30 protein-coding genes are annotated in these 26,961 nt (G+C 62.0%); 21 read left to right on the top strand and 9 right to left on the bottom strand.

The window, feature by feature from the left end; all coding sequences use genetic code 11:
* Positions 1–10: 10 nt before the first annotated feature.
* Both ABAC460_RS29955 and ABAC460_RS29950 read right to left on the bottom strand, forming a co-directional pair.
* Positions 11–2,935, bottom strand: a complete 2,925-nt coding sequence (locus ABAC460_RS29955; RefSeq protein ID WP_023452299.1) for a beta strand repeat-containing protein — start codon at positions 2,933–2,935, stop codon at positions 11–13.
* A gap of 149 nt (positions 2,936–3,084) precedes the next feature.
* On the bottom strand, positions 3,085–4,536 hold the full coding sequence (locus ABAC460_RS29950; RefSeq protein WP_031236440.1) for a sigma-54-dependent transcriptional regulator: 1,452 nt from the start codon (positions 4,534–4,536) through the stop codon (positions 3,085–3,087).
* Positions 4,537–4,764: 228 nt separating this feature from the next.
* Here ABAC460_RS29950 and ABAC460_RS29945 point away from each other — a divergent pair, with 228 nt between their 5' ends.
* The 16 genes from ABAC460_RS29945 to ABAC460_RS29875 all read left to right on the top strand — a co-directional run bounded on the left by ABAC460_RS29945 (position 4,765) and on the right by ABAC460_RS29875 (position 18,386).
* On the top strand, positions 4,765–6,561 hold the full coding sequence (locus tag ABAC460_RS29945) for a M3 family oligoendopeptidase (RefSeq protein WP_031236439.1): 1,797 nt from the start codon (positions 4,765–4,767) through the stop codon (positions 6,559–6,561).
* Entirely contained in the window at positions 6,558–6,821 is a 264-nt protein-coding gene (locus ABAC460_RS29940) for a hypothetical protein (RefSeq protein WP_023452296.1), read from the top strand. Before ABAC460_RS29945 ends, ABAC460_RS29940 begins: the two co-directional genes overlap by 4 nt.
* 62 nt (positions 6,822–6,883) lie before the next feature.
* Positions 6,884–8,149 (top strand): Xaa-Pro dipeptidase, encoded by a 1,266-nt coding sequence (locus ABAC460_RS29935; RefSeq protein ID WP_023452295.1) that lies wholly within the window; start codon positions 6,884–6,886, stop codon positions 8,147–8,149.
* Between the two features lie 103 nt (positions 8,150–8,252).
* Positions 8,253–9,896, top strand: a complete 1,644-nt coding sequence (locus ABAC460_RS29930; protein ID WP_023452294.1) for a tetratricopeptide repeat protein — start codon at positions 8,253–8,255, stop codon at positions 9,894–9,896.
* Positions 9,893–10,534 (top strand): hypothetical protein, encoded by a 642-nt coding sequence (locus ABAC460_RS29925; protein WP_023452293.1) that lies wholly within the window; start codon positions 9,893–9,895, stop codon positions 10,532–10,534. The genes ABAC460_RS29930 and ABAC460_RS29925 overlap by 4 nt, the downstream gene beginning before the upstream one ends.
* Before the next feature lie 126 nt (positions 10,535–10,660).
* A complete protein-coding gene (locus ABAC460_RS29920) occupies positions 10,661–11,554 on the top strand; it encodes a bifunctional helix-turn-helix transcriptional regulator/GNAT family N-acetyltransferase (protein WP_162150295.1) in 894 nt (297 codons plus the stop codon).
* A 69-nt stretch (positions 11,555–11,623) separates the two neighbouring features.
* Entirely contained in the window at positions 11,624–11,878 is a 255-nt protein-coding gene (locus ABAC460_RS29915) for an aa3-type cytochrome c oxidase subunit IV (protein ID WP_023452291.1), read from the top strand.
* Positions 11,879–11,883: 5 nt separating this feature from the next.
* On the top strand, positions 11,884–12,453 hold the full coding sequence (locus tag ABAC460_RS29910) for a DUF4287 domain-containing protein (RefSeq protein ID WP_023452290.1): 570 nt from the start codon (positions 11,884–11,886) through the stop codon (positions 12,451–12,453).
* A 211-nt stretch (positions 12,454–12,664) separates the two neighbouring features.
* Complete coding sequence (locus ABAC460_RS29905; RefSeq protein WP_023452289.1) at positions 12,665–13,798, top strand: Re/Si-specific NAD(P)(+) transhydrogenase subunit alpha; 1,134 nt, start codon at positions 12,665–12,667, stop codon at positions 13,796–13,798.
* Positions 13,799–13,802: 4 nt separating this feature from the next.
* Positions 13,803–14,129 (top strand): proton-translocating transhydrogenase family protein, encoded by a 327-nt coding sequence (locus ABAC460_RS29900; RefSeq protein ID WP_023452288.1) that lies wholly within the window; start codon positions 13,803–13,805, stop codon positions 14,127–14,129.
* Entirely contained in the window at positions 14,129–15,538 is a 1,410-nt protein-coding gene (locus ABAC460_RS29895) for an NAD(P)(+) transhydrogenase (Re/Si-specific) subunit beta (RefSeq protein ID WP_023452287.1), read from the top strand. The genes ABAC460_RS29900 and ABAC460_RS29895 overlap by 1 nt, the downstream gene beginning before the upstream one ends.
* Positions 15,539–15,572: 34 nt before the next feature.
* Positions 15,573–15,734 carry a hypothetical protein gene (locus ABAC460_RS48850; RefSeq protein WP_023452286.1) on the top strand — a complete coding sequence of 54 codons (162 nt, stop codon included), beginning with the start codon at positions 15,573–15,575 and terminating at the stop codon, positions 15,732–15,734.
* Positions 15,735–15,764: 30 nt separating this feature from the next.
* Positions 15,765–16,478 (top strand): hypothetical protein, encoded by a 714-nt coding sequence (locus ABAC460_RS29890; protein WP_023452285.1) that lies wholly within the window; start codon positions 15,765–15,767, stop codon positions 16,476–16,478.
* A gap of 7 nt (positions 16,479–16,485) precedes the next feature.
* Positions 16,486–16,917 (top strand): DUF1801 domain-containing protein, encoded by a 432-nt coding sequence (locus ABAC460_RS29885; protein ID WP_023452284.1) that lies wholly within the window; start codon positions 16,486–16,488, stop codon positions 16,915–16,917.
* A 103-nt stretch (positions 16,918–17,020) separates the two neighbouring features.
* On the top strand, positions 17,021–17,713 hold the full coding sequence (locus tag ABAC460_RS29880) for a hypothetical protein (RefSeq protein WP_023452283.1): 693 nt from the start codon (positions 17,021–17,023) through the stop codon (positions 17,711–17,713).
* A gap of 7 nt (positions 17,714–17,720) precedes the next feature.
* Positions 17,721–18,386 (top strand): hypothetical protein, encoded by a 666-nt coding sequence (locus ABAC460_RS29875; protein WP_023452282.1) that lies wholly within the window; start codon positions 17,721–17,723, stop codon positions 18,384–18,386.
* A gap of 165 nt (positions 18,387–18,551) precedes the next feature.
* On the opposite strand, the gene ABAC460_RS29870 is transcribed toward ABAC460_RS29875, so the two are convergent.
* The 3 genes from ABAC460_RS29870 to rpsU form a co-directional block, all read right to left on the bottom strand.
* Complete coding sequence (locus ABAC460_RS29870) at positions 18,552–19,034, bottom strand: hypothetical protein (protein WP_023452281.1); 483 nt, start codon at positions 19,032–19,034, stop codon at positions 18,552–18,554.
* A 121-nt stretch (positions 19,035–19,155) separates the two neighbouring features.
* Positions 19,156–19,533: an acyl-CoA thioesterase gene (locus tag ABAC460_RS29865; RefSeq protein WP_023452280.1), complete on the bottom strand. Its 378-nt coding sequence runs from the start codon at positions 19,531–19,533 to the stop codon at positions 19,156–19,158.
* 93 nt (positions 19,534–19,626) lie between these two features.
* Positions 19,627–19,878 carry a 30S ribosomal protein S21 gene (rpsU, locus tag ABAC460_RS0124210; protein ID WP_031236438.1) on the bottom strand — a complete coding sequence of 84 codons (252 nt, stop codon included), beginning with the start codon at positions 19,876–19,878 and terminating at the stop codon, positions 19,627–19,629.
* Positions 19,879–20,120: 242 nt separating this feature from the next.
* Here rpsU and ABAC460_RS29860 point away from each other — a divergent pair, with 242 nt between their 5' ends.
* The 3 genes from ABAC460_RS29860 to ABAC460_RS29850 all read left to right on the top strand — a co-directional run bounded on the left by ABAC460_RS29860 (position 20,121) and on the right by ABAC460_RS29850 (position 22,265).
* Positions 20,121–20,774 (top strand): COQ9 family protein, encoded by a 654-nt coding sequence (locus ABAC460_RS29860; protein ID WP_023452278.1) that lies wholly within the window; start codon positions 20,121–20,123, stop codon positions 20,772–20,774.
* A 65-nt stretch (positions 20,775–20,839) separates the two neighbouring features.
* Positions 20,840–21,061, top strand: a complete 222-nt coding sequence (locus ABAC460_RS29855) for a hypothetical protein (protein WP_155914580.1) — start codon at positions 20,840–20,842, stop codon at positions 21,059–21,061.
* A 37-nt stretch (positions 21,062–21,098) separates the two neighbouring features.
* Positions 21,099–22,265, top strand: coding sequence for a hypothetical protein (locus ABAC460_RS29850; protein ID WP_023452276.1), 1,167 nt, complete (start codon positions 21,099–21,101; stop codon positions 22,263–22,265).
* Here the strand turns inward: ABAC460_RS29850 and ABAC460_RS29845 are convergent, their stop codons facing one another.
* The 3 genes from ABAC460_RS29845 to purE are packed head-to-tail and all read right to left on the bottom strand — an operon-like array spanning position 22,266 to position 24,111.
* Positions 22,266–22,550, bottom strand: a complete 285-nt coding sequence (locus ABAC460_RS29845) for a YciI family protein (RefSeq protein WP_023452275.1) — start codon at positions 22,548–22,550, stop codon at positions 22,266–22,268.
* On the bottom strand, positions 22,550–23,620 hold the full coding sequence (locus ABAC460_RS29840; RefSeq protein ID WP_023452274.1) for a 5-(carboxyamino)imidazole ribonucleotide synthase: 1,071 nt from the start codon (positions 23,618–23,620) through the stop codon (positions 22,550–22,552). The genes ABAC460_RS29845 and ABAC460_RS29840 overlap by 1 nt, the downstream gene beginning before the upstream one ends.
* A complete protein-coding gene (purE, locus tag ABAC460_RS29835; RefSeq protein ID WP_023452273.1) occupies positions 23,620–24,111 on the bottom strand; it encodes a 5-(carboxyamino)imidazole ribonucleotide mutase in 492 nt (163 codons plus the stop codon). The genes ABAC460_RS29840 and purE overlap by 1 nt, the downstream gene beginning before the upstream one ends.
* A 249-nt stretch (positions 24,112–24,360) precedes the next feature.
* Here purE and ABAC460_RS29830 point away from each other — a divergent pair, with 249 nt between their 5' ends.
* Positions 24,361–25,227, top strand: coding sequence for a GGDEF domain-containing protein (locus tag ABAC460_RS29830; RefSeq protein WP_235075759.1), 867 nt, complete (start codon positions 24,361–24,363; stop codon positions 25,225–25,227).
* Positions 25,224–25,625: a VOC family protein gene (locus tag ABAC460_RS29825; protein ID WP_023452271.1), complete on the top strand. Its 402-nt coding sequence runs from the start codon at positions 25,224–25,226 to the stop codon at positions 25,623–25,625. The genes ABAC460_RS29830 and ABAC460_RS29825 overlap by 4 nt, the downstream gene beginning before the upstream one ends.
* Before the next feature lie 121 nt (positions 25,626–25,746).
* On the opposite strand, the gene ABAC460_RS29820 is transcribed toward ABAC460_RS29825, so the two are convergent.
* The gene (locus tag ABAC460_RS29820) at positions 25,747–26,907 is read right to left on the bottom strand and encodes a deoxyguanosinetriphosphate triphosphohydrolase (RefSeq protein ID WP_023452270.1); all 1,161 of its coding nucleotides are present in this window, start codon (positions 26,905–26,907) and stop codon (positions 25,747–25,749) included.
* Positions 26,908–26,961 lie beyond the last annotated feature (54 nt).

Below are 26,961 nucleotides of genomic sequence, written 5' to 3'. Positions count from 1 at the left end.
AATCAGCCCGTTACCACACCATATGGTCCAGCACCGTGGCCCGCACCGCGTTCAACACAGTGACGATATTACCCCCACCCAGATCGATGACCACATGGCTGCCGGCCTGGGTGACCATGCCGGAAGTCGCGACGCCACCGCTATAGGCGTTGACGTTGATACTATCGGCAGTGCTGAAATCGGCAACCGTATCCTTGCCACTGCCCGTCTGGAACAGGAAGATATCCGCCCCGCCCCCGCCGGTCAGGGTGTCATTGCCGCCCTGGCCGTCCAAAACGTTGTTTCCGGCATTGCCGGTGAAATGATTGGCCAGCGAATTGCCCGTCGCGGTCAGGTTACCGCTTCCGGTCATGATCACGTCTTCCACCGCCCGGCCGAAGAGCGAATAGCTGACAGAGGTGTAAATCAGATCGGTGCCTTCCAGGTGCAGTTCGGTGACCTTGTCGTCGACATGATCGACATAATAGGTGTCGTCACCCAGCCGCCCGGTCATACGATCGGCGCCCCCGCCGCCACGCAGGACATTGCCGCCGCCATCCCCGGCCAGCGTATCGTTGAAAGCAGACCCGGTCAGGTTTTCGAAACCCATGATCTGGTCCATGCCCGCACCGGCGGTGTTTTGCGCCACAGTGACCGCCAGATCGACCGCTATGGCCGCTGTCGCCACCGAATAGGTGATGGTGTCGATGCCGGCTCCGCCATCCATCCTGTCGGCCCCGGTGCCGCCCTGGGCCGTGTCGTTGCCGTTGCCGCCACTCAGGCTGTCATCTCCCGTGCCACCCGAGAGGTTGTCGTCGCCCGTCCCACCCTCCACGCTGTCCTTGCCCGAACTGCCGGAGAGGCTGTCACTGCCGGCACCGCCGTCGAGCCGATTGTCGGCGCCATCACCGGCCAGGCTGTCATTGAACCCAGAGCCCATCAGGTTTTCGATATCATCAAGAACATCGGTCCCACCGCCCCCCGCCGCCCGCCCCACATTCAGGTTGACCGTCACCCCGGCCGTGGCGTCGGCGTAGGACGCCGTATCGTCGCCGAAATCGCCGTAGATCGAGTCGTTACCGGCGCCGCCCATCAGGAAGTCATCGCCGGTCCGCGTTCCGTACAGCTGATCATTACCGTCGCCACCGTACAGCACATCGGCCTGCGAAATGTCCTCGTGGTACACCGCGATCGTGTCGTTGCCGGCGCCGCCGTCCAGGGTGTCGAACCCCAGCCCGCCGGATATCAGGTCATTCCCCGCGCCACCCTGGACGGAATCGTCGCCATCGTAGGTCGCGAAGTTATCGTCGTGAGAACTGCCGATCACCGTATCGTCGCCGTCGCCGGTCCAGATGACCAGTTTCTCGGCATTGCGCACCGTTGCACCGTTGGACTGGGTCGAGCCGGTTCCGTTGGTGGCCTGAGACGCGTCGATAAAGACGGCCGTTTCAAAGTCCACATAGCGCCAGACCACCGTGTCATTGCCCAGTCCGCCGTCAACGACGTCTGCACCACCCAGTATGCTGACAAAATCGTCGCCGGCGCCGGCATCGACCGTATCGTTGCCCAGCAGGAGATACCAGGTGTCGTCTTCGACATAGTCATTGCCGCCACCCGCCTGGATTAGGTCATCGCCCTCTCCGCCTTCGAGATTGTCGGCCTGGCCGCCGGCAATCAGGGTGTCGTTGCCGGTCCATCCCTCCATGTTGCTGATGCCGGAGGTGTCCTCCATCAGGTCATGTCCGGAGGAGCCATAGAAATTGTCGTTGCCGGCATTGCCATAGAGCGTGTCATTGCCGCCATGACCGAACAGGACATCATTGCCGTTGCCGCCGGTCGCCATGTCGTCGCCATCGCCGCCGGCCAGGGTATCGTTGCCGGTTCCGCCTTCAAGGGTGTCGTTGCCCAGTCCGCCGTCCAGCAGATTGTTGCGGATATTGCCCGAAATGAGATTGGCGAGGTCGTTCCCGGTGCCATCGATCGTCGCATTCCCGGCCAGTACCAGGCTCTCAACCTGAGTCCCGGCCAGCGAATAGCTGATCGTGGCATAGATGGCATCCAGCCCCTCATCCGCCAGTTCGACGATCTGGTCGGTAAGCGCGTCAACGGAATAGGTGTCGTTGCCCGCGCCGCCGGTCAGGGTATCGTTGCCGCTGCCGCCCTCCAGCCAGTCACCACCCAGCCCCCCGCTCAGGCGGTCGTGGCCGGCCTCGCCCAGAAGGCGGTCGTCACCGCCGGCGCCACTGGCCAGATCATTGCCACCTCCGCCGGCGAAAAATTCGCCGACATCGCTCCCGACCAGCGTATCCTGCCCCGAACCTAACACCGCCGAACCGGCTTCGAAATTGCGCACCGTCGTGCCGTCCGCCAGGACCACGACCACGCCGGACGCGATGACCGTCATGTCGATCACGAAGCTCAGTGACGAAGTGCTCCGGCCAATATTGACGTAGTCGGTTCCTTCTCCGCCATCGACAAAGCTCCCGGCGCCCCCGGTGCCGACGTAGTCGTCGCCACTGCCCCCCTCAAGCGTATCGATGCCGTCTTCGGCTGCAAAGATTTCGTCGTCCCCCCCAAGACCGTAGACCGCGTCACTGCCGGTGCCGGCATCGAGTGAGTTGACATCGCTGCCTCCCGTCAGGGTGTCATTGCCGTCCTCGCCGTAAAGCGAACCCGCCGACGGATCCGTCAGCACGTCATCGCCACTGCCGCCATAGAGTTCATCGAAATCGTCGCCACCGTCCAGGGTGTCGTTTCCGTCCTGCCCGAAGAGGGTGTCTTCATGGCCGCCGCCGGACAGCGAATCGTCGCCGCCCAGCCCTTCGATGCGGTCGGGATTGTCGCCGCCGGCATAGGTGTCGTTGCCGTCCGTCCCGACGTAATCGACCGGGTCGGGCCCATCGTCGCTCTCGTTGATTGAGCCAAGAGCGTCACGCTTACCGAAAGACCTGATCATGAGAGCCTCCCTGTTTTGCTTTGGCGTCACGCTACGCTTAAAACACAGTTACGCAAGCTCAGATTTCGTGCAAACCATATGCCTCCTGACATGGAAAAAAACGGCGGATCAAACGACCCGCCGCCTACACTTCCAGTTTTTGCGAACTGTTAGCCGGCCTCTTTGACCAGCCCTTCCAGACCACAATCACGCACCTTGCGGTAGAGGGTCGACCTTCCGATTCCGAGTCGCCGCGCGACTTCCGACATATGGCCGGCATAGACGCCGATAGCATGTTCGATCAGATCGCGTTCGATGTCTTCCAGCTTGCGCAAATGCCCTGCCGCATCAAGGATCCGCACCGGTGCATCCGGTAAGGCGTTAATGGCTTCGTGGTGAGCTTCCACCACCCCCATGCGCGGCGCTTCAGCCGCCGGCATCGGCATGGCCTGACCACTAATTGCCGGAAAATCAAAAGCTTGCAGGTACGGACTGTCGGCCAGGACGATGGCGCGGTAGACCGTATTTTCCAATTGGCGGACATTGCCCGGCCACTCATAGGCGCACAGCATCTGCAGCGCTTCACTGGACACGCCGGTGACTCTCTTGCCCTCTTCGACATTGAAGCGGCGGACGAAGTGCTCGATCAACGCCGGAATATCGTCGCGGCGCTCGCGCAGGCTTGGCGCCTCGACCGGGAAGACATTGAGTCGATAGAACAAATCTTCGCGGAACTGGCCGGCCTTGACCTGGTCAGCCAGGTTGCGGTTGGTCGCCGAAATGATGCGGACGTCGACCTTGACCGGGCGCTTGGAGCCGACTGGATCGATCTCGCCTTCCTGCAGCGCGCGCAGGAGCTTGACCTGCATGTCCAGCGGGAGTTCGCCGACCTCGTCGAGAAACAGGGTCCCGCCATTGGCCTCCTGGAACTTGCCGAGGTGCTTGTCCGAAGCGCCGGTAAACGAGCCCTTTTCGTGGCCAAAAAGTATTGATTCTACGAGGTTTTCCGGCAAGGCGCCGCAGTTGACGGCGACAAACGGCTTGCCGGCGCGTTCCGACGAACCCTGGATGGCGCGGGCGATCAGTTCCTTACCGACGCCGCTTTCGCCCAGGATCAGGACGGGAATGGAAGACTTGGCGGCGCGTTCGCCCAGGCGGCGCACCATCAACATCGTCGGCGACGTGCCGATCAGATCGTCGAAGGAAATGCGATTACCGACATGCTTTTTCAGGCGCGTGACCTCGGCGGCCATGTCACCCATCTGGAGGGCATTGCGCACGGATACCAGAATACGTTCAGGAGATGCCGGCTTGATAAAGAAGTCCTGGGCGCCGGCCTGCATGGCCTTGACCACCGTGTCGATCCCGCCGGAAGCCGTTAGAACCACGACCGGCGTACGGATACCCGCGGCGCGGACTTCTTTGAGGGTGTCGATGCCCGACTGTCCCGGCATGACCAGGTCCAGGATGACCGCGTCGATCCCGGGCAGGGTCGTCAGGCGATCATAGGCTTGGGCGCCGTTCTCGGCGTGCATGACCATGAAACCTTCACGCTCCAGCACGGCCTGGATCAGGCGGCGTTGCGTCGGATCATCGTCACAGATCAGGATCGTCTTGGCCATTTTCAGCACACCATCTCGTTTTGAGACGCGCCCCGCAAAGGCGAGGTACGTTTGTTTTGAGACAGTTGTAGCCAAAGAGGTTGAACATCGAATTGAAGGAGAGGGTTAATGTCCCGTTTCTGTACGGTTATCCCCAATGGGGCGAGCCAAAAAAACGAGAAAGCTTTCATCCACAGCGGGAAGAAAAACCATCTCGATTTCAAACGGGAATTTGGCTATGCCCGATGCATGACACAGATGCCGAACAACCTCGATTCCGCCCTTCCCGTTTGGGACCTCACCGACCTCTATTCCGGACCGGAAGATCCGAAGATCGCCCAGGACTTCGCGTCCGGCGAAGGTCACATCAAGGAACTGGCCAAGCTGCAGGGGGCCTTCCTGTCGGCACGCGGCAATGCCGAACGCCTGGGTCTGCTGATCGACCAGGCAGCGTCGCTTTACGAAAAAGCCATGGACGACATGGGCGGCGCCATGGCCTACGCCACCCTCGCCTCGACCATCGACCGCGAAAACCCGCAGATCGCCAAGCTGCAGTCCGACCTCGGCGCGCAAGGCGCCATGATATCGGCCGACAGCCTGTTCCTCAGCCTGGAACTGAACAAGCTCGATGACTGGGAGATCGAACAGGCCCTCAAAACCGTCGACAAGGCCCAGAAATGGCGCCCGTGGCTGCGCCGTATCCGCGCCTCACGCCCGCACGAACTGTCGGCTGAGCTGGAGCGGCTGTTGCTTGAACGCGCTCCGGCGGTCGGCCAATGGACGCGGCTGTTCGACGAGACCCTGACCCGGCTGCGTGCCAAGGTGGGCAAAGAATCTCTCACCCTCAACGAAGCCCTGACCCGGCTGTCATCGCCGCTGCCGGCGGTGCGCAAGGCGGCCGCCGGTGGCCTCACCGAAGCGCTGAAAGAAAACGCGCCGGTCCTGGCCCTCGCGCTCAACACACTCGCTTTCGAAAAGCAAGTCGAAGACCGTTGGCGCAAATATGAAAGCCCGGCGGCCTCGCGCCACTTGGCCAATGAGGTCGACAAGGACGCCGTCGACGCCATGGCCGATGCCGTGGCGGAATCCTACACCGCCCTGTCGCACCGCTATTACAAGCTGAAGGCCAAGATCCTCGGCAAGAAGCAACTCGACTTCTGGGACCGCAATGCCCCCCTGACCCAGGAAACCCAGAAGCAATACGCTTGGAACGACTCAAAGAAGATCGTTCTGGACAGCTTCCGCCAGATGGGAACCGAGTTCGCCGACCGCGCCCAGGTCTTCTTCGACCGGCCGTGGATCGACGCCGCGCCGCGCCCGGGCAAGTCGTCGGGCGCCTATGCCCACCCGGTGACCGCCAACCGCCATCCCTATGTCATGCTGAACTTCACCGGCGACCGCCGCGAAGTCCTGACCCTGGCCCACGAACTGGGCCACGCCGTCCACCAGACCCTGTGCCAACCCCTGGGTTCCATCCTGGCCGACACACCCCTGACCCTGGCGGAGACCGCGTCGATCTTCGCCGAGGGCCTGGTGTTCGAGCACCTGGTCGCCGATGCCTCGCCCGACGACAAGAAGGCCCTGCTGGCCGGCAAGATCGAGGACGGGCTGAACAGCGTCATCCGTCAGATTGCCTTCCACCGCTTCGAGGAACGCTTCCACGCCGCCCGCCAGGACGGCGAAGTCGCGGTCCCACAGATCAACGCCATCTGGCTGGAGGTTATGGGCGAGTCCCTGGGCCCGGCGATCAAGCTGAACGAAGGCTACGAATACTGGTGGGCCTATGTCAGCCACTTCGTCCACGCTCCGTTCTACGTCTACGCCTATGCCTTCGGCGACCTGCTGGTCTCGGCCCTGATGGAGAAGCGCCGCCAGGATCCGCAAGCCTTTACACCGGTGTACAAGGCCCTGCTGTCAGGCGGCGGTACCAAGACCTACACCGAGGCCCTGGCGCCCTTCGGCATGAACCCACGCGACAAGGCCTTCTGGAAAATGGGCTGCGCTCGCCTGGAAGGCCTGATCGACGGTTTCGAGGCATTGCTATGATCGACGAAATGAATGAGGTTCCGATTTATCTCGTCACATCCGAAGAGGGCTGGTACGACCTCATGACGGCGCATGACTGCAGGGAGGCCGCCATCTGGCTGAGCAAGACTGCGCTCTCCGATGGCGAGTTCGAGCGCTATAAGGAAAAGGGCTTCAACATGACGCGTTTGGCCTACGACGTGACGACGGCACGCTTCGCTGAAACCATTGAAGAGATTAAACTGCACCATCCGCTAGCCCAGGTGTGGGTGCACTTTTAGTCGCACAACTTGCCTAAGATGAGAATTTGTGGTCGCCTCCCAGAATCCTCAGGAGCCGGATCATGAAAACTCTCGCCGTCGCCTTCGCCGCACTGGCCTTCGCCGCCACAGGCCTCCACGCCAAGACCGTTGCCGTAACCGCCGATCGCATGATCGAGGTCGAGACCGGCAAGATCATCAGCAAACCCGTCGTCGTTATCACCGATGGCCGGATCACAGCGGCCGGCGCCGGTGTCGCCATTCCGGTCGGCGCCGAACGGGTCGACCTGCCCGGAGTCACCCTGCTGCCGGGCCTGATCGACATGCATGTCCATATCGACACAGATCCCCGGTTTAGTGGCTATACCTATCTGGAGTTTTCCGACCGCTTCTGGATGACGGTCGCCGTTGCGAATGCCGAAAAGACCCTGAACGCCGGCTTTACAACCATTCGCAATGTCGGCTCAGGCGACTGGAACGACGTCGGCCTGCGCGAAGGCATAGACGCCGGCTATGTACCGGGGCCACGCATGGACACGGCCGGTTATGCCTTCGGCGCGACGGGTGGCCACTGCGACGAAACCTTCTTCCCGGCCTCTTTCAACGCCAAGGAACCCTTCAATTCCGACAGCCCAGCCGAAGGCGTCAAAGCCGTGCGGACCCTGCGGAAATATGGCGCCACGGTGATCAAGATCTGCGCCACCGCCGGCGTTTTCTCGCGCGGCAAATCGTCGGGCGCCCAGCAAATGAGCGTCGAGGAAATCTCCGCCATCACCAAGGAAGCCCATATGGATGGCCTGCGCGTCGCCGCCCACGCCCACGGCTACGAAGGCATCAAGGCCGCCATCATCGGCGGTGTCGATACGGTCGAGCACGCCTCGCTGATCGATGACGAAGGCATCAAGCTGGCCATCCAGCACGGTACCTACCTGTCAATGGACATCTACAACACCGACTACACCCAGGCCGAAGGCGCCAAGAACGGCGTCCTGCCCGACAACCTGCGCAAGGACCTCGAACTGGCCGAAGCCCAACGCCAGAACTTCAAGAAGGCATTGAAGGCCGGAGCGAAAATGATCTTCGGTACCGACGCCGGCATCTACCCCCATGGCGACAACGCCAGACAGTTCGCGGTCATGGTGCGGTACGGCGCCACACCGCTTCAGGCCATCCAGTCGGCCACCGTCACGGCCTCTCAGGCTCTGGGCTGGGAAGACGATGTCGGCAGCCTGAAGCCCGGTCACTATGGCGATCTGGTCGGCGTCACCGGCGATCCGCTGAGCGACGTGACGGTGCTGGAAAAGCCGGTCTTCGTCATGAAGGGCGGCGAGGTCGTCCGTAAGGATTGATATTCGCTCCCCAGGCGAAAATCAGGGTGGAAAGATACCGTTCGGGCTTTGACAACGCGGTTATTTTCAGCGTTAACTCTTATGAGTTGGCTGGAGACACGCGATGACGGGCGGCAAAATCATCCTGACAATGTTCGTCGCGGCGATCCTGGCCGCGCCCGTCGTACAGGCGAAGACCGTTCATACGTCGGCTGCGGCGCCGCGCAACGACGTCAACCAGCGCGAACGCCAGGTCGTCCAGCAACTGCAGGGTCAGAAGGCCGCCGACCTGGTGCGCGAACGGCAACTGGCGACCGCGGCGCAAAACCAGTTGCTCGACGAAAACGAGACCCTGATCCGCAAGAACTGGGCTCTGTCCAAGCAAAACAAGCAGGCCGGTGTCGCGCTGCAGGCGGCGCTCGACGAACGCGACCGGCTGACAGCGCAGATCCTGCAAAAAGACGCCAGCGCGCAACAGGAACTGGCCGTCTACGAACGCGCCCTGCGCGGTGCGGCGTTGTCGGACGACCCGCAGATCGCCGAAAAGCTGGAAATGCTGGCGGCGCGTGAGCCGACCCTCGATGAAATCGAAAGCAACGAAGACTATATCGAGACCACCGCCATGCTGGCCCGCCGCATCCAGGACATCCAGCAGGCGGCGCAGTTGCGTACCCTTGTGGCGGAGCCCCTGCGCCGCAAGCTGGAAAATGGCCAGGTGCCGGTCGGCCGGGTCATCGCGGCGTTCGAGAAGGCGCAGGCGCTCGACTCGTCCGATATCTGGAGCGGCATCTCGCTGGTGCGGCTGTATTTCTATGGTGGCGAAGACGCCAAGGCCTACGACCTGGCGCAGTCGCTCCTGCCCCAGGTCAAGGACGACCGCGAACGCATGGGGCTGTATAACGAAATGGGCCGGGCGCTGGAAATGTCGGATCCGGCCGGCGCCCTCGACTATTATCGCAAGTCGCTGGCCCTGACCGAGGCCCGGGCGCAAGACCTGCCCGACGATCTCAAGGCTCAATTGGCGCTTTCGGTCAGTTATGAACGTGTCGCCGACATGACCCGCAATGACGACAAAGCCGCCCTGGCCCTGTACCAGAAGTCACAGGCCATAAGGGAGGACCTGGTGCGGCGTGAGCCCGACAACGCCGCGGCACGGCGCAACCTGTCCGTCAGCTATACCAACATCGGCGATCTGCTCCGGACCAGCGATCCAGCCGGGGCGCTCGACGCCTACCGCAAGTCTCTGGCGCTCAAGGAAGAGGTGGTTCAACGCCTGCCCGGCAATGTCCAGGCGCAATCCGACCTTTCCAACCAATACGAACGCATTGCCAATCTGGTGAAGGCCAACGACCCGACCACGGCGCGTGACTATCTTCACAAGGCCATCGCGATTTCCGAGCCCCTGGCGCAGAGTGTGCCCGACAATTTCGAGGTTCAGCGCGGCCTGACCGTCATTTACGATGACCTCGCCGACCTAGAGAAGCCCGATAACCGGCCAGCCGCGCTCGGGCTATATCGCAAATCCCTGGCCATCCGGGAGACGGTGGCAAAACGCCTGCCCGATAATCCGCAGGCCCAACACGATCTGCTCGCCGGTTACTGGAATATCGCCGAAAACGAACCTTCGCGCGACGCCTGGGCGCGCACCCTGGCCCAGGCTGACCGCATGAAGACCGGCGGTCACTGGCGTACGTCCGATGATCCCTATTACGTGATGATGCAAGACGCCGTTAACGGCTTCGACACCCCCTCAGGAACCCAACCATGACCTTTCTCGGTGTCGTTGACAGCATCACATCCGTTTTCAGGAAATCGCCCTTTGCCACGGGCGGCTCACTGACCGCCGGCCTCCTTGCGCTGGGCGTCATCAGCGACCTGGGCGGCGCCGGTCAGTTCATGTGCCAGCAGTCGTGGTTCCGTCCCGTCTGCTCGGTCCTGCACCTGCAGGGTGTCGCCTCCCCGGCGGAGCAAAAGATGTGGGACAGCGCGGCCAAGGGCCAGACCTGCGATGGCTATCGGACCTACATCGCCACCTATGCCGACGGAGAATTCGCCTCCCAGGCAACGGCGCGCCTTACCGCCGCGCGACGCATAGAGTCGGAAACCTTCCTGGCGCCGCAGGATTTCGTACTGCCCGTGGCCCATCGGGCGGACTTGACGCCTTACCCGACCGAGGCCGCCGCCCGTGCCGCCGCTTTAGCGTCCGCCGAATCCTATGCCCGCGACACCACCTGCGCCGGCTATGCTTCCGGGGAATTCCGCCTGAAGGGTGTGCGCGTCGAAGCCGACGGCTGGACCTGCCGCTCCTATCGCGGCGGCACCATCTGCGGTTTCGACCAAGGCAAGGCGGTATGTACCGTTTCCGCCCGCACCATCTCGGTCGCCGAGGACTGCTCTGTCCGATAGCCCTGCCCATCAGCGCCAAACTTGACGGAAGCATTTACGTAATTTATTACGTATTTTATGACGCAAGCGCTTCAAGACCTCGGTATCCTTGCCCTCGGCACCCGTTTCCGCGTGTTGAGCGAAAACATGATGGCCACCGTCAAGGCCTTCTACGACGAGTACAAGCTCGAGTTCGAACCGCGCTGGTTCCCGCTGTTTCGCACGGTCCACAATCAACCCGGCATTGGCATGATGGCGCTGTCGCAGCAGCTTGGCGTATCGCACGCCGCCGTCAACGCTTTCTGCAAGCAACTGGTCGACTCCGGCCTGATTGAGCTTACCCCCGATCCCAACGACGGCCGCATAAAACAGGTCACCCTCACCGCTCCGGGCCAGGTCCTGCACACGCGGCTGGAGCCCGCCTGGTTCGTCCTGCGCCAGGCACTGGAAACCGCCTTCCCGGGCGAGGAAGCCGAACAGATTCTGAAACTGGTCGCCCGCCTCGAGGAAGCCGTCGACGACCGGGCGATTCCGCGCGGCTTGAAGACCGTGCTGAAACGCGATCATGTCCTCGAAGGCCTGGAAATCCTGCCCTACGACCATGACCGCCACCAACGCTATTTCGAAGCGCTTAACACCGAGTGGCTGGAACAGTATTTCACCGTCGAACCGGTCGATCGCAAGATGTTCGCCGATCCGGTCGCCCTGATCATTGCCCCCGGTGGCGCCATCTACATGGCCGCGGTCCATGGCCAGATCGTCGGCACCTGCGCCCTGGTCAAACGCTCGGATGATATGTACGAACTGGCCAAGATGGCGGTGTCGACCGTCTTTCAGGGCAAGGGCATCGGGACTGCCCTGGTCGCCGCCATCGAGGACCATGCCCGGTCTCTGGGCCTGACCAAACTCTACCTGGTTTCCTCCGTCAAATTGCCGCACGCCGTGCCGACCTACCACAAGCTGGGCTATGTCGACAGCGCCACGGGGCTGCACGAACTTTACCAGCGCTCGGACATCTCGCTGGAAAAGGTCCTCACATGATTGACCAAAGCCTTGCGCTTTTGTAAGAGCGGGAAGAATCTACTGATTTTGCGTTCGTTCGAGGACCCCATGGCCGACCATCACGATCACGACAGCCACAGCGACTATGTCCGCGGCGAAATGGATATCCATCAGCATCGCGGCACCTACGCGCTGTTTGCGGCCCTTACCAAGTGGGGCAGCCTGAACCTGGCCGTCTTCCTGGTGTTCGTGATCATCCTGACCTGCACCAAGCTGGGCCTGATCGCCGCCGGTATTTCGGCTGTGGTCGTCGCCGCCGGCGGCTGGTTCCTGCTGAAGAAGAAGGCCGACCCGGTCCACTAAGCTTGATGGTGGCGAATCTCACCGAGCGTCAGCAGAAGTGGTTCGCCTCCGTCCAGGCGTCGCTGGAACGCGACACCGGCAAGACCCTGGCCGAATGGGTCGAGATCGTCCGGCGCGACTGCCCTGAGACGACCACAGGAAAACAATCCGCCTGGCTCAAGGCCAATCATGGCCTGGGCGTCAATCGTGCCGCGCAAATCCTTGACGCGTTGAACCCAGCCGGCCTGTGGGACGATCCCGATACCCTGCGTGCCGCCCTGTGGAAGGACGCCCAGAGCGCCGCGATCCTTCAGGCGATCGAAGCCTTGATTTCACAAATCTCCGACGTCGTGCCGACCCAGCGTAAGGGCTACAGCGCCTGGTCACGCAAGGTTCAGTTCGCGGCGTTGAAACCCGTCCGTGGCGGCCAGGCTTTGTTGGGCCTTGCGCTATCGCCGCAAACCTATCCGCGCCTTGAAGCCTGCGGCAAGGAAAGCTGGTCGGAACGGCTGAAGTCCAAAATTACCCTGACCGGCCCCGATGTGGCCGATGACAACCTGCTTACGCTGCTGCGCCAGGCTGCTGACAAATCTTAGGTTGACGCCTCATGTTTATCCCAAAAGTGGCGACCACTTTTGGGCATGAGGCTTTAGTTTAGCGACGGTAACGTCAACCGGCACGATATATCACGCAACCGTCCTTTGACTCAGCCGTCGTTTGCCCATAACAAGCCATAATTAACCAGGCGGCCGTCAGAGTCGCAGCGGGTAAACTTGCTTACTTCCTTGCCACATAAGGGAAAACAACTTGGCTGTTACCATCGCAATTCTCAAGGAATCGCACGCCGGTGAGACGCGGGTCGCCGCGACGCCGGATACGGTGAAGAAATGGACCGGCGCCGGCCAGACCGTCCGCGTCCAGAGCGGCGCGGGGCTAAGCGCCTCGATCAGCGACGAGGCCTACACGGCCGCCGGCGCCACCATCACAGGCACGACAACGGAAACCCTGGACGGCGCCGATATCGTGCTGAAGGTCCGCAGCCCCCAGGCCAGCGAAATCGCCGCGCTGAAACCCGGCGCCTCGGTCATCGCCCAACTCGATGCCTATCGTGACAAGGACGCCCTGAACGGCCTGGCTGCAGCCAATGCCAATGCCTATGCCATGGAATTCGTTCCGCGCATCACCCGCGCCCAGGTCATGGACGTGCTGTCGTCCCAGGCCAACCTGGCCGGCTACCGCGCGGTCATCGAAGCGGCGGCCGCCTACGGCAAGGCCTTCCCGATGATGATGACCGCCGCGGGCACCGTTGCTCCGGCCAAGGCCTTTATCATGGGGGTCGGCGTCGCCGGTCTCCAGGCCATCGCCACCGCCCGCCGCCTCGGCGCCGTGGTGACCGCCACCGACGTCCGCCCGGCCACCAAGGAACAGGTCGAATCGCTCGGCGGCAAGTTCATCGCCATCGAGGACGAAGAATTCAAAAACGCCCAGACCGCCGGCGGCTACGCCAAGGAAATGTCGGCGGAATATAAGGCCAAGCAGGCCGAGCTGATCACCAGCCATATCGGCAAGCAGGACATCGTCATCACCACCGCCCTGATCCCCGGCCGCGCTGCGCCGATCCTGGTGACGAAGGAGCAGGTCGCTTCGATGAAGCCCGGTTCGGTCATTATCGACCTGGCCGCGCCCCAAGGCGGCAATGTCGAAGGCTGCGTCGCCGACCAGGTCGTCGATGTCAACGGCGTCAGGATCATAGGTTTTTCCAACATAGCCGCCACCATCGCCACCGATGCCTCGGCGCTCTATGCCAAAAACCTGCAGGCCTTTGTCGGCCTGCTGATCGACAAGGAAGGCAAGCTGGCGCCCGACTTCGAGGACGAAATCCTCAAGGCGTCGCTGGTCACCCAGGGCGGCGCGGTCGTCCATCCGAATCTGAAAGGATAACCCGATGGAAACCGTCTACCACTTTGCCATCTTCGCTCTGGCCATCTTCGTCGGCTACTACGTCGTGTGGAGCGTCACACCCGCCCTGCATACGCCGCTGATGGCCGTCACCAACGCTATCTCCTCGGTCATCATCGTCGGCGCCCTGATCGCCGCCGCCTCCCAGGCCGCCGGCCCGGCCGGCCTCGACATCAACACCTGGATCGCCAAGGGCGCTGGCGGCATCGCCTCGGCCCTGGCCGCCGTCAACATCTTCGGTGGCTTCATGGTCACCCGTCGCATGCTGGCCATGTACAAGAAAAAAGAGAAGATCGCAGGGGGTAAGCACTAATGGAACTCATCACCCTCGCCTATCTCGTTTCCGGCGTCCTGTTCATCCTGGCCCTGCGCGGCCTGTCCTCACCGGAGACCTCACGCCAAGGCAATCTCTACGGCATGGTCGGCATGGCCATAGCCGTCGGCGTCACCCTGCTCGCTCTGTTGAACAACAACGCCCTTGATCCAGTGACCATCGTCATCATCCTGGCCGGCATTGCCGCCGGCGGCACGATCGGGATTGTCATTGCGCGTAAGGTCTCCATGACCTCCATGCCGCAACTGGTCGCCGCCTTCCACTCCCTGGTCGGCATGGCCGCCTGCATGGTCGCCATCGGCGCCCTCTATGCCCCGCGCGCCTTCCACATCGACAACGGCCTGGACGGCATCAAGCTGCAGTCGATCATCGAACTGTCCCTGGGTTGCGCCATCGGCGCCATCACCTTCACCGGTTCGGTCATCGCCTTCGCCAAGCTGAACGGCAATATGTCGGGTGCGCCGATCATCCTGCCGGCGCGGCACCTGCTCAACATCGCTCTGGGCATAGCCATCGTCGCCCTCGTGGTGATCATGATCATCAATGACGGCCGCGCCACCTGGGCCTTCTGGGGCATCTTCGCCGTGTCCCTGATCCTCGGCATCACCCTGATCATCCCGATCGGCGGCGCCGACATGCCCGTCGTCGTGTCGATGCTGAACTCCTACTCGGGTTGGGCTGCGGCAGCGCTGGGCTTCACGCTCGAAAACATCGCTCTGATCATCACCGGCGCCCTGGTCGGCTCGTCCGGCGCCATCCTCAGCTACATCATGTGCAAGGGGATGAACCGCAACTTCTTCAGCGTCATCATGGGCGGTTTCGGTGGCGACACCGCCGCCGCCGGCGAAGGCAAGGTCGAAACCCGCCCCGTCAAACAGGGCTCGGCCGACGACGCCGCCTTCATCATGAAGAACGCCTCCAAGGTCATTATCGTGCCGGGTTACGGCATGGCCGTAGCCCAGGCCCAGCATGCTCTGCGCGAAATGGCCGACAAGCTGAAGGAAGAAGGCGTCGAGGTGAAGTACGCCATCCACCCCGTGGCGGGACGTATGCCCGGCCACATGAACGTGCTGCTGGCCGAAGCCAATGTGCCCTATGATGAGGTTTTCGAGCTCGAGGACATCAACAGCGAATTCGCGACCGCCGACGTGGCCTTCGTGATCGGCGCCAACGACGTCACCAACCCGGCCGCCAAGACCGACCCGACCTCGGCCATCTTCGGCATGCCGATTCTGGACGTCGAAAAAGCCCGCACGGTGCTATTCGTCAAGCGTGGTATGGCCGCAGGTTATGCCGGCGTGGAGAATGAGCTGTTCTTCCGCGACAACACCATGATGCTCTTCGCCGACGCTAAGAAGATGGTCGAAGGCATCGTCAAAGGACTTTAAGGCGAGGGGGGCAAGCCCCCCTTGACCCCATAACATGCAGTATGAATTCCTACGAACAGATGCAGAGTACCAGGCGGCGCTCAAGCGGCTCGAGGCCATAACCGGCGCCCAACCCGGCACGCCCATGGGTGACGAACTGCAGGCCCTCCTCGACCTCATCGCCGCCTACGAGGACGACCACTTCCCCGAGGATTGATGCTGGTCCGTTTCCTGCATGGGAACGGGCATGGGCACACAACCGCGACACATCTTTACCGTCTGGGGCTTCTGGATCATCCTGGCCCTCTACGTCCTCTACCTGCTGATCGGGCCGTTCCACCTCCTCGGCCACCTCTCGCTGTTTCCCCATACGCTACCGGCAAATCCCATCGTCTGGTGGCCCGTCGTATCGCTCTACAGCGTCGTCGCCCTCAGTCTGTATGCGGTTGTTTTCCTAGGCCTGGTCCGCTTTACCCGCCTCACCCGCAGCAACGCCTGGATGAGGGGCCACGTCATCCTGGCCGCTGTCATGATCACGTCGGCGCTCGCCATGGACGTTACCGGCGGCACAGCCGTCTACACTGACCGGATCGTCACCCGTGAGCCCGACCGGTTGAATCCGCTCTACCAGAATTTCGACCTCGCCAAGGCGAGCGAGATCCAGGTCTCCTGCAGCCAAAGCGCCAACACCTTCGAGATCGGTTACGTCATCCAGTTTCAGGACCGCCAGACCGTGAACCTGACGACGGGCCTCGCGCCCCGCCCACAGGCACGGGAATGGTACGCCGCCCTGCAAGGCCTTCAACACAAGCTCGAAGGCCGTGGCATCAAGCGATTTATTTCAGAATGGCATTCGGACAACAGCTATATGGACTGTATGGCCGGTTATATGGAACAACTGGATCCGGCCCGGCGCGCCGCCATCACCGAACTGTTCCTCCCGGCGCGAAAAACCTCGTGAGGTCGCCATGCCAAATTCCAAAGATGGGCCCAAGACAAAGCCCACTGACGCCAGCGCTGTAGACTATCTTACCACGCAGGCGCCGGAAAACCGCCGTGCCGACGGCCTGGCCCTTCTCGACCTGTTCACAGAGGTCACCGGCGAACATCCCGTCATGTGGGGCGAGAGCATCGTTGGCTTCGGCCGCTACACGTACACCAATACCTCAAAAAAGCCTGCCGACTGGCCTCTCACCGGCTTTTCGCCGCGCAAGGCTCAGATAACGATCTACATCATGACAGGCTATTCCGATCGGCCGGAACTGGTGGACGGCTTGGGCAAGTTCACGGCCAGAGGCTCATGCCTCTACTTCAAAAAGCTCGCCGACCTCGACCGGGACAGGTTGAAGGCTCTGATCAAATGGGGCTACGATACGATGAAACTCCGTTACAAGGCTTGATCGTACGCCACCGTTCACACGCCGTTCAGCCACAATTTGGCACAACAACATCACTATGTTACACAGAACGCTCATTCCGGGGCGATGATCGAGGGATCCATACGTGTTGCGTCATTTCGTCAAGACGGCCGCCATCGCTGTGTCGGCCGCAGTGTTGCTGTCCGCCGCGCCGGTCGTGGCGCAGGACATGGTTACCCAGATCGGTAAGGCGTCCGAAGCCCTGCCCGGCCTGCAAAAGTTCCTCAACCTGCCGGCCGGTGAGCGCAGCCAGGTCAATGTCTATTACAACCTGCGCATCAAGAACTGCGACACATCCAAGGTTACCGCGACTCTGAATTCGGGCGGCAAGGCGACGCCGTTGCGCATTGCCGGCGACGGCCGCATTTCGCCCCTGCCGACGCGTGATCAACTCAACGGCGGCGCCACCATTACCATGGTCATGCCCAAGACCTGCACCGTCGGTCCGAAGATCAAGGTCCATTCGACGCAGCCGGCCGGCAAGACCTACGACGCCAGCGGCCTGGCCACAGGCATCAAGCAGGGCAATGCCGCCATGAGTAAGATCGCCGGCGCCATGGCTCTGGCCCTGAAGAAGCTGGATCGCGTCTATTTTGTCGGCGGTGGTGATGGCACGGTCGAAGTCGGCGGCCAACAGAAGCCCCTGCCCAAGACGGGCGCGAACGGCGAATATCCGGCCGGCACGCCCTATTTCGTGCCGTCGCAGTTTCCCGGCGCCACGCGTATCACCCTGACCAGGCCGGCTTCGATCGCCCTGTTCGACACCCCTCCGAAGTAGGTTTGTCATGAAGCTCGCAAAGGCCGCGGCGGCGGCCCTTCCCTTCGTTCTGGCGGCGTCAGTCGCCATGGCGGAAACAAAGAACGTACCAGCGGAAAAGCTGTTTCCGTTTCTGAAGACCTATTACGACCTGCCGGCCAACCAGCGTGACCAGTTCACCATGGGCTACTTCTTCCTGCTTGATGGTGTCGACAGGAACAGTGTCTCCATGGTCCTGAAGGGCGCGTCCGGAGACCGCCCCCTGAACATTGCCGCTAATGGTCGTGTATTGCCACTTCCAGCAGCCGCAGATCTCAAGGCTAAGCGTGAAATTGCCTTGACGGCACCGAAGGACGGCAAGATCGGCATCGACATCCGCCTGATACCCAACCTGGCGCCGGCGGCATCGATGGAAGCCGCACCTCTGGCCGCTTCGGTGAAGCAAGCCCACGACGGCGCCAAGAAAGCGGCCGGCTTGTTGAGCCTTGCGGTGCCCGACTATAAGGCGGTCTGTTTCGAGGGCGCGCACAGCGGCACAGTCGCAACGAAATCGGGAAAGTCCGTGAACCTGAAACTGCAAACTTCGGGCAAGACGACGGCGCCGTGTTTCTTCCCGGCGGATGTCCCGGACGCAGCGCGGATCACGCTCGACCGCGCGCCCACCGCCATGTACATCGTCCCGAAACAAAAATGACGCTGGCGCTGTGACCTAAGCGTTTATCGTGAGGCGAAAACCGTTAGCTTCTGAGAAACGGAGCGGAGCGTATCGTGCTCAAGGAGCGAAGCGTTAGCACAACTAAAAGCTTGTACGTGAGCACCGTATCGCAAGAAGATGACGGTTTGCAGCCCGCCACAACCCTCAGGCTTGGGCTTTGATTTCGCGTTGGACGGTAATGTACATCCCCAGCCAGCCGGCGCCGTAAGCGCAGGCGGCGACCGAAGCCGGGCACAGCAGGACGAACCAGATCGGATTGGGCAATCCGACCATGCCGACGGCATAGAAGGCGAACAGCAGGACGCCGACGATCCAGGCCGGGAACTGACCCAGCTTGGCGATCCGCACAGCCGTATAACCACCGGCCAGGGTTCCCGAGACCCACGCCACGACATCGGGAATGAAATCGGCCAACGTCATGGTCTTGTAGATGGCGACAAGTTGCTCCTTGTCGCGCATATCGGTCAGCGGTCCGAGGAAGAAATAGTTGATACCGGTGTAGATGATCAGTCCGACCAGAAGCCCGATCAATACGGCCAGGACGACGATAAGAGACTGACGGGTCTTGGTTTCGTCCCACTCGGAGAGCCATTCCTGGAAACGGCTGAAGAAGGTCGATCTTACCATGTATGCTACCCCGGGCCTGTTGTCGGCTTATCTCCCCTTCAGGGAGTTTGACGCATTCTTAACACAATTTTAGTCAGACGAAAGGGGGTAGTTTCAGGCGTGCAATTCCATCCCCGACTCGTCAGCCTTCAACCGGCCGCGACCGGCCATTGGCGTCGATGGCCACGAAGGTGAAGGTGCCTTCGGTGACCGGAATGCGGGTGTCGCTGTCGCGCATACGCCGATAGGCCTTGACGTCCAGCTTCATCGAGGTGCGGCCGACAGAGATCACCCTGGCATAGACACTGACCTCGTCACCCACCTTGACCGGCGTAAGAAACACCATGCCGTCGACGGCAATGGTGGCCACCCGGCCGCGCGACGTTCGGGCTGCGACATTGCCGGCCGCCAGGTCCATCTGGGCCATCAGCCAACCGCCGAAGATGTCGCCCGACGGATTGGTGTCGGCCGGCATGGCGGTGGTCAGGATAGCGAGGTCGGCGGGATCGGGTGTGTCCATAACGAATCCAAATGAAAAAGGCGTCGAAGGTTTCCCTTCAACGCCTTTTCGGAGTGGCTTTCAAGTGTGACCTTGGCAAGCCGTGACTTTAACCTAAGCCTTGGCCGGACGGGCCGCGGTGATACCACCTTCACGCTGGATGCGCTTGCGGGCCAGCTTACGGGCGCGGCGTACAGCTTCAGCCTGCTGGCGGGCGCGCTTCTCGGAGGGCTTTTCGTAGTGCACGTGGCGCTTCATTTCACGGAACGAACCTTCACGTTGCATCTTCTTCTTCAGGGCCTTCAGGGCCTGATCGACGTTGTTGTCACGGACGAAAATCTGTACCAGAGGTCTCTCTCCATTCAGGGTTCGGGACTGATGCCATAGCTGCCGTCCCGGCGTGGAATGGCATCTCAGTCGAATAAAAAGTTAAGCCCGCAAACCGGTCGGTCTGCGGGAAGGTCGCATGCCCATACATCAGAGCCTGGGGCATGTCCATACGAAGCTTGCGTTAAAAGGGAGTTTAGGCAGCGTTTTTCCGGGTTTTCACCCGGCCTGCGACATTTTCCACCCTTGGCGCCGTGCCGCACAGCGACTATCCTAATCCTATGAGCGCGCAAGCCCCCTTCTCCGATCTCAAGGATGCCGAATCCCGCCTGGCCCAGGCCGTGGCGCATTTCGTGCCGGACATGGGCCTGAACCGCAGCAGCCTGGAGGCCGGCGCTCGGACGCTGAACCTGGACGACGGCATGCGTGACCTGATCGCGCCCAATGGCGCGTCGGACATTGCCGCCATCCTCTGGCGCAGCCATGATGCCGTCCTGGATACGGCCACGGTCGACGGCCTGAAGATTCGCGAGAAGATCGCCCACCTGCTCAATCTGCGCCTGGATTCCGCCGCCATGGACGAGCGCCTGGCCAAACGTCTGATGGGTTTCTTCGCCCTGCCCCACCACGCGGCGCTGTTCCATCGCCTGCTATGGGCGACTGCCGACCGTATCTGGGTCCTGGCCGGCGACAAGGCGTTGGATGAGAATCACTATTCGAAGCGAATCATCGTCTGCGGCATCCTGTCGACGGCGCTGATGACGCGCCTAAGCCAGGGCCGCGACGCCCAACTGGACCAGATCCAGCGCAATATCGACTCGGTCATGGCCTACGAAAAGTTCAAGGCGCAATTGCCCGCCAAGCCGGAAGAGATTGTGCTGAACCTGGCCCAGAGCCTCGGAAAACTCTGCTTCGGTCAGGACGCCAACCTGTGAAGATCCTGCGGATTCTTTTCGCAGCGATATGGCTGCTCTTCGGGATCAGCGTCTCGGCACACGCCATGCCCACAACCGACACGCCGCCCTGCCATGGCGACAGCTCCCACGATAAGCCGGTCAAGACCGTCATGGCATGCTGTGCCCACCACGCATCCCTGGATTTGCCGACGCCGATGGTCTGGTCACAGCCCGTCAAGATGGACCTGCGGCTCTCATCCGCCCCCGAAAGCCTTCCCGTCGGCCTGACACCCGCTGCCGAGCCACGACCTCCGAAACACGTTTGAATCCGCTTCGATTCTGACGTTTTTCAAGGAGATATCCATGTCTATCCGCTATGCGCCGCTTATGGCGCTGCTGGCGTCTGGCCTGCCGGCGACCGTGTTCGCCCAGGACCATGCGCACCACAACGACCATCAACACGCCCCCGAAACCGAAGCCAAGTGGCACGTCATGACCCATGGCGTCGTCACCGTCGTCGCGGACCACCAAAGCGGTCCGCGCGGCGGCGACAAAACCTTCCTGCAGGGCATGGTCATGACCTCAGCCCATCGTAAACTCACGGACAAGGCCGACCTGACCCTGGAAGCCATGCTGTCGCCCGATCCGTTCATGGGCAAGGACGGCTATCCGCTCTTGCTGCAGACGGGTGAGACCGCTGACGGCGTCCATCACCTGGTCGACCGTCAGCATCCCCATGACCTGTTCATGGGCCTGACGGCGAAGGTGGGCTACCGGTTTGATGGCGGAACCCGGGCGTCGATACAGGTCGGCTATCCCGGTGAATTCGCCTTTGGACCGACCGCCTTCATGCATAGGAAATCGGGTGAAAACTTCCCGACGGCGCCGATCACCCACCACTGGCTCGACAGCGGCCACATCACCATGGGCGTGGTCACGGCGGCGGTGGAAAAAGGTTCGCTAAAACTGGAAGTGTCGCAATTCACAGGCCGCGAGCCGGATGAAAAGCGCTTCGACCTCGATCCGGTCCGGCTGGATTCGACCTCAGTCCGGGCAACCTGGCAGGTGACACCGAATCTGCGAGCTCAGGTGTCGCGGGCGCGTCAGGTCAGCCCGGAACAGCTCCATCCAGACGAGAATGTCATCAAGACCTCGGCTGGGGTCGAGTTCGCGGTGGGGGGATGGAATTCCACCCTCACCTTCGCCCGCAAAGAGGACGAGGACGGCCACCACAAGCCGGCCGACGCCGTGCTGTTCGAGAACAGCCTGGCCTTCAGTGGTCCATGGACGGGGTTGCTGCGCTATGAGCGGGTCTACAACAGCGAACTGGGGCCCGATCCGGTCTGGGTTGCCAAGACCGAGGTCGGCGTCATGCGGACCATTGCGCTGAACGACAGCACCAGTTTAGGTGTCGGCGTGGTCCAGCAGTTCAACAGCATCCCGGACAGACTGGAAGCCAGCTACGGCGGCGATCCCCAGGGCACGGTCGGTTTCGTGACCCTGAAGTTCAGTTCCATGCCCGGGATGTAATCAGGACTTCAGGGCGTCCAGGCCTTCGGCAGTCAGGGTTACGGCGACTTCGGTAAAGTCGTAGTCCGCCAGACCATTGACCGCGAACGGGTCGGTGGCGGCCCAGGCCTTGACCTCGTCCAGTTCGCCGCGCGCCAGCAACATACCCCCGGTGCGCGGCACCTTGCGCCCCGCCGCCAGCAGACGGCCGGCCGCAATCGACTCTTTCAGCCAGTCGCGGTGGGCGTCGATATACTGGTCTAGTTCTTCCGTGGACACCTTGTAGGTCAGCAGTGCGATAATCATCAGCTCTTGATCCGGTTGATATGGCCCATCTTGCGGCCGGGTCTGGGGTCGTCCTTGCCGTAGACATAGAGGCGCGCCCGGGCTTCGGCCGACAGTCGCGGCCAGTCCAGGATGTCGGCGCCCAGCAAATTGGTCATCTCGACCGTGCAACGCGCCGTGGTATCGCCCAGCGGCCAGCCAACGACAGCGCGGATATGCTGTTCGAACTGGTCACAGAGGCAGCCGTCCTGGGTCCAGTGGCCGGAATTGTGGACGCGCGGCGCGATCTCGTTCAGCAGGACGTCGCCGCCTGGGAGCACGAACAGTTCCACCGCCAGGACACCGACATAGTCGAGCCCTTCAAGCACCTTGCGGGCAATGTCATGCGCCCTGGCCACCGTTTCAGCGGCGATCTGGGCCGGCGCCAGGGTGGTCGACAGGATGCCGCCGACATGGTGGTTCTCGCCGATCGGGAAGGTCGAGACCGTCCCGTCCCAGCCACGCGCCGCGACGACGGAAATCTCGCGCGTGAAGTCTGCCTTGGCTTCCAGGATCGACGGGCGGCCGTTCAGGCTGTTAAAGGCTTCGGCGATATCGTCCGTTGACTTGATCCATACCTGGCCCTTGCCGTCATAGCCTTCGCGGCGGGTCTTGAGCAGCGACGGCACGCCCAGTTCGGCCACGGCGGCCTTCAGGTCGTCCAGGCTGTCGATGGCGCGGAAGTCGACCGTGCCGACGCCCTGTTCGCGCGCGAAGCTCTTTTCAAAGACGCGGTCCTGGGTGATGCGCAGCGCCTTGGAAGATGGTGCAACGGTTGCACCGAGGCCGACCAGGTAGTCAAGGCTCGACGCCGGGACGTTCTCGAATTCGAAGGTGATGACGTCGCAGCGTTCGGCCAGGCGCGCCAGAACGGCTTCGTCGGTATAGGCGGCGACCTTGGAGGCCAGCGACACCTGGGCGGCCGGCGATTCCGCGTCGGGCCCGAAGGTCACGACCTTGAAGCCCAGGCGCGAGGCCGCCTGACTGAGCATACGGCCCAACTGGCCGTCGCCGAGGATGCCGATCGTAGCGCCGAGCTGAAGAGCCTGCATCAGTCTTCCACCGTATCCGGCACGCCGTCGGTCTGCGTGGCGCGCAGGGCTTCGATCCGGGCCGACAGGTCGGGATCGCTCAACGCCAGAATCTGCGCGGCGAGAAGACCCGCATTCTTGGCGCCGGCTTCACCGACCGCCAGGGTGCCGACCGGGATACCGCCCGGCATCTGGACGATGCTGAGCAGGGAATCTATGCCTTTCAGGCCTTCCTTGAGCGGAACCGGGACGCCCAGGACCGGCAGGGTGGTCATGGACGCCGTCATGCCCGGCAGGTGGGCGGCGCCGCCGGCGCCGGCAATGATCACCTTGTAGCCCGCGGCCTTGGCACCCGTGGCGAATTCGACCATGCGCTGGGGGGTACGGTGTGCGGACACCACTTTCGCGTTATAAGCGACTCCTAAGGAGTCGAGCGCTGCGGCGGCGGCCTTCATCACGTTCCAGTCGGAGCGCGATCCCATGATGATGGCGACGGGTACGGAGGCGGCCATGGGAATCCTTTCCAGGCTCTCAAAAAGGGCGGTATATAGGGGAAAAGGCCACAACTGCAAGCGCCGATTTCAAACCGCTTACGGGGCATTAACCACCTTACCACGCCTTGATTTTCCGGATATTCAAATCAACAGAATTTGCGCAGGCGAACGCATTGCGCAGCCCCTTCGGGTGTGCTTTCATACAGGCACCGGACGGGCCGGCAAGAGCCCGCATTCGCACACCTCCAGCCCCAAACGCACCTGATGATGGCCGACCAGCAACCGCCCCTGTCCGCGCAGGATCACGAACCCATTCGACGCGCCACCACAGCGTCGATGCAGAACTTGCTGGCGCAATATTTCGAGGCCCAGGCCGAAGATGTCGTTCCAGCCAATGATCCTGCGCCGTTGGAACCGGTGCGCCATGCCTTAAGCGTGACGGACGAGACGCCGAAGCTACGGCCGGAAGACGCGATTGCCGCTTCGTTTGCCCGTCTCGAAGCGGCCCTGCATACCGAACCGCCGGTCGTGCCGGAGGTGGAGCCTGTGCAGACCGAATGGCCGGTCTCGGCTCAGGCCCTGATCGAATCCCTGATGATGGAGAATGAGCGGCTGCGCGAGCAACTGCATCAGCGGAGCCTGGAATTGCAGTCGGCCCAGGACCAGGCTGACAGCGATGTGCTGACGCCGACCTTGAACCGCCGAGCCTTCCTGCAGGAGGTGCATCGCGCCATGGCCGACTGCAAGCGCTATGGCGAAGAGGCCTGCCTGATCTATCTCGACATGGACAGCTTCAAGGCGATCAATGACGCCTATGGCCACGGCGCCGGCGATGCGGCCCTGATCTATGTCGCCGAGACCTTGAAGACCAGCGTGCGTGAAGGCGACGCCGTCGCCCGGATCGGCGGGGATGAATTTGCCATCCTGCTGCGGCGGGCGGATCTGAAATCGTCGCGGGTCAAGGCGATGAAGCTGGAAGCCGAGCTGATGATGGGCACCTTTGCCTATAACGGCCTGTACCTGAAGACCGGCGGTTCGTTCGGCGTCCGCGCCTATGCCGGCCAGACAACGGCCGAAGCCTGGCTGAGCGAGGCCGACGCGGCCATGTTCCTGGTCAAGAAGTCGGCCCGGTGAAGCAGCGTATTGCAGCTTTGAGCGTTCTGGTGCCGGATTATGATCTGGCCATCGCACACTACTGCGGTGATCTGGGGTTCGACCTGATCGAAGACAGCGACATGGGCGGCGGCAAGCGCTGGGTGCTGGTAGCGCCGCGTGGATCGTCGGAGACGCGGTTGCTACTGGCCAAGGCAGTGGGACCGGATCAGGTTTCGCATGTCGGGAACCAGACCGGAGGTCGGGTGTTCCTGGTACTGTTCACCGACGATTTCGACCGGGATTATGCGGCTTATAGTGCTGCTGGCGTGGAGTTTCGTGAGACACCGCGCGTCGAGCCCTACGGCAAGGTTTGCGTGTTCCGGGATCGGTTTGGGAATTTGTGGGATTTGCTGGAGCCGGTCAGCTCCGTCGCGTAATGGGGTTTGGGGCCTGCGGCCCCATAAAACCTTTCTTTTCCTTTTCTTGACCTTCGCCCTCAAGGGGGCGAGGTCAAGAAAAGGAAGAGGGAAGACTTGGGGCCGCAGGCCCCAAACCCCATTAGCCGATAAAGCTGAACAGTCTGCGGTGCTCTTCAATCGCAAACGCATCCGTCATCCCGGCGATGTAATCGCAAATCACCCGTGCCCGCGCGGTTTCGGAATCCTTGGCGCAGACCACCTGAAACCACTCGGTCGGCAGCGTATCCGGCTCGTTCATAAACAGGAAGAACATCTCGCTCAGCGTCCGACGGGCATGCGACCGCGTCCGGTTCAGCTTATAATGCTTGTACATCCGCTCGTACAAAAACGCCCTTAACCGCGTCAGGTCATCGAACACGCCCTTCGAAAACGCCACCATCTGACGTTTCGCCGAACGCGCATCCTCGGCCGTCTGAATGCCGTCCGCCGCCAGCCGCCGAGCCGTCTCAGCCTCGACGTCCTCGATCATGGTGCCGATCATCCGCCGCACGCCTTCCAGCCGCAGCATCCGCTTGTCGATATTCGGCCAGTCCTTCTGCACCGACCGCAGAGCCGGCCCGATCAAAGGCACATCCATCAGATCGGCGATCGTGAACAGATCCGCCCGTAAACCGTCGTCAACATCGTGATTGTTATAGGCAATATCGTCCGAAATCGCCGCCACCTGGGCTTCCATCGAGGCGAAGGTGTCCGGCCGCAGATCCCACTGCTCATTGAAATCGACGATCGCCTTCCACGACGGCTCGGCCATGTGGTGCCCCACCGGCCCGTTGTGCTTGATGATGCCTTCCAGCGTCTCCCAGGTCAGGTTCAGCCCGTCGAACCCCGGATAGCGCGTCTCCAACTTGGTGATGACCCGGAAGGTCTGGACGTTGTGGTCGAACCCGCCCCACGGCTCCATGCACTTGTGCAGCTCATCCTCACCCGCGTGACCGAAAGGTGGATGCCCCAAGTCGTGCGACAGGGCGATCGTCTCGGCCAGGTCCTCATTCAGCTTCATCGAATGGGCCAAAGACCGGGCAATCTGCGCGACTTCCAGCGAGTGCGTCAGACGCGTCCGAAAATAGTCGCCCTCATTGGCGACGAAAACCTGGGTCTTGCCCTTCAGCCGGCGAAACGCTGTCGAATGGATGATGCGGTCGCGGTCGCGGGCAAAGGCCGTACGGCTTGGGCTTTCCGGCTGCGGATTGAGCCGGCCGAGGCTCTTGGTGACGTCTTCGGCATAGGGGGCCAGGCTCATCAGGCGCGTCTTTCGTTAGAGCGCATCCCGAAAAGTGTGACGCACTTTTCGGAT

The sequence above is a fragment of the Asticcacaulis sp. AC460 genome, assembly GCF_000495795.1.
Classification (GTDB): Bacteria; Pseudomonadota; Alphaproteobacteria; order Caulobacterales; family Caulobacteraceae; genus Asticcacaulis.
Note: the sequence above shows the minus strand (reverse complement) of the source record. Positions and strands in the feature narration are given on the sequence as shown.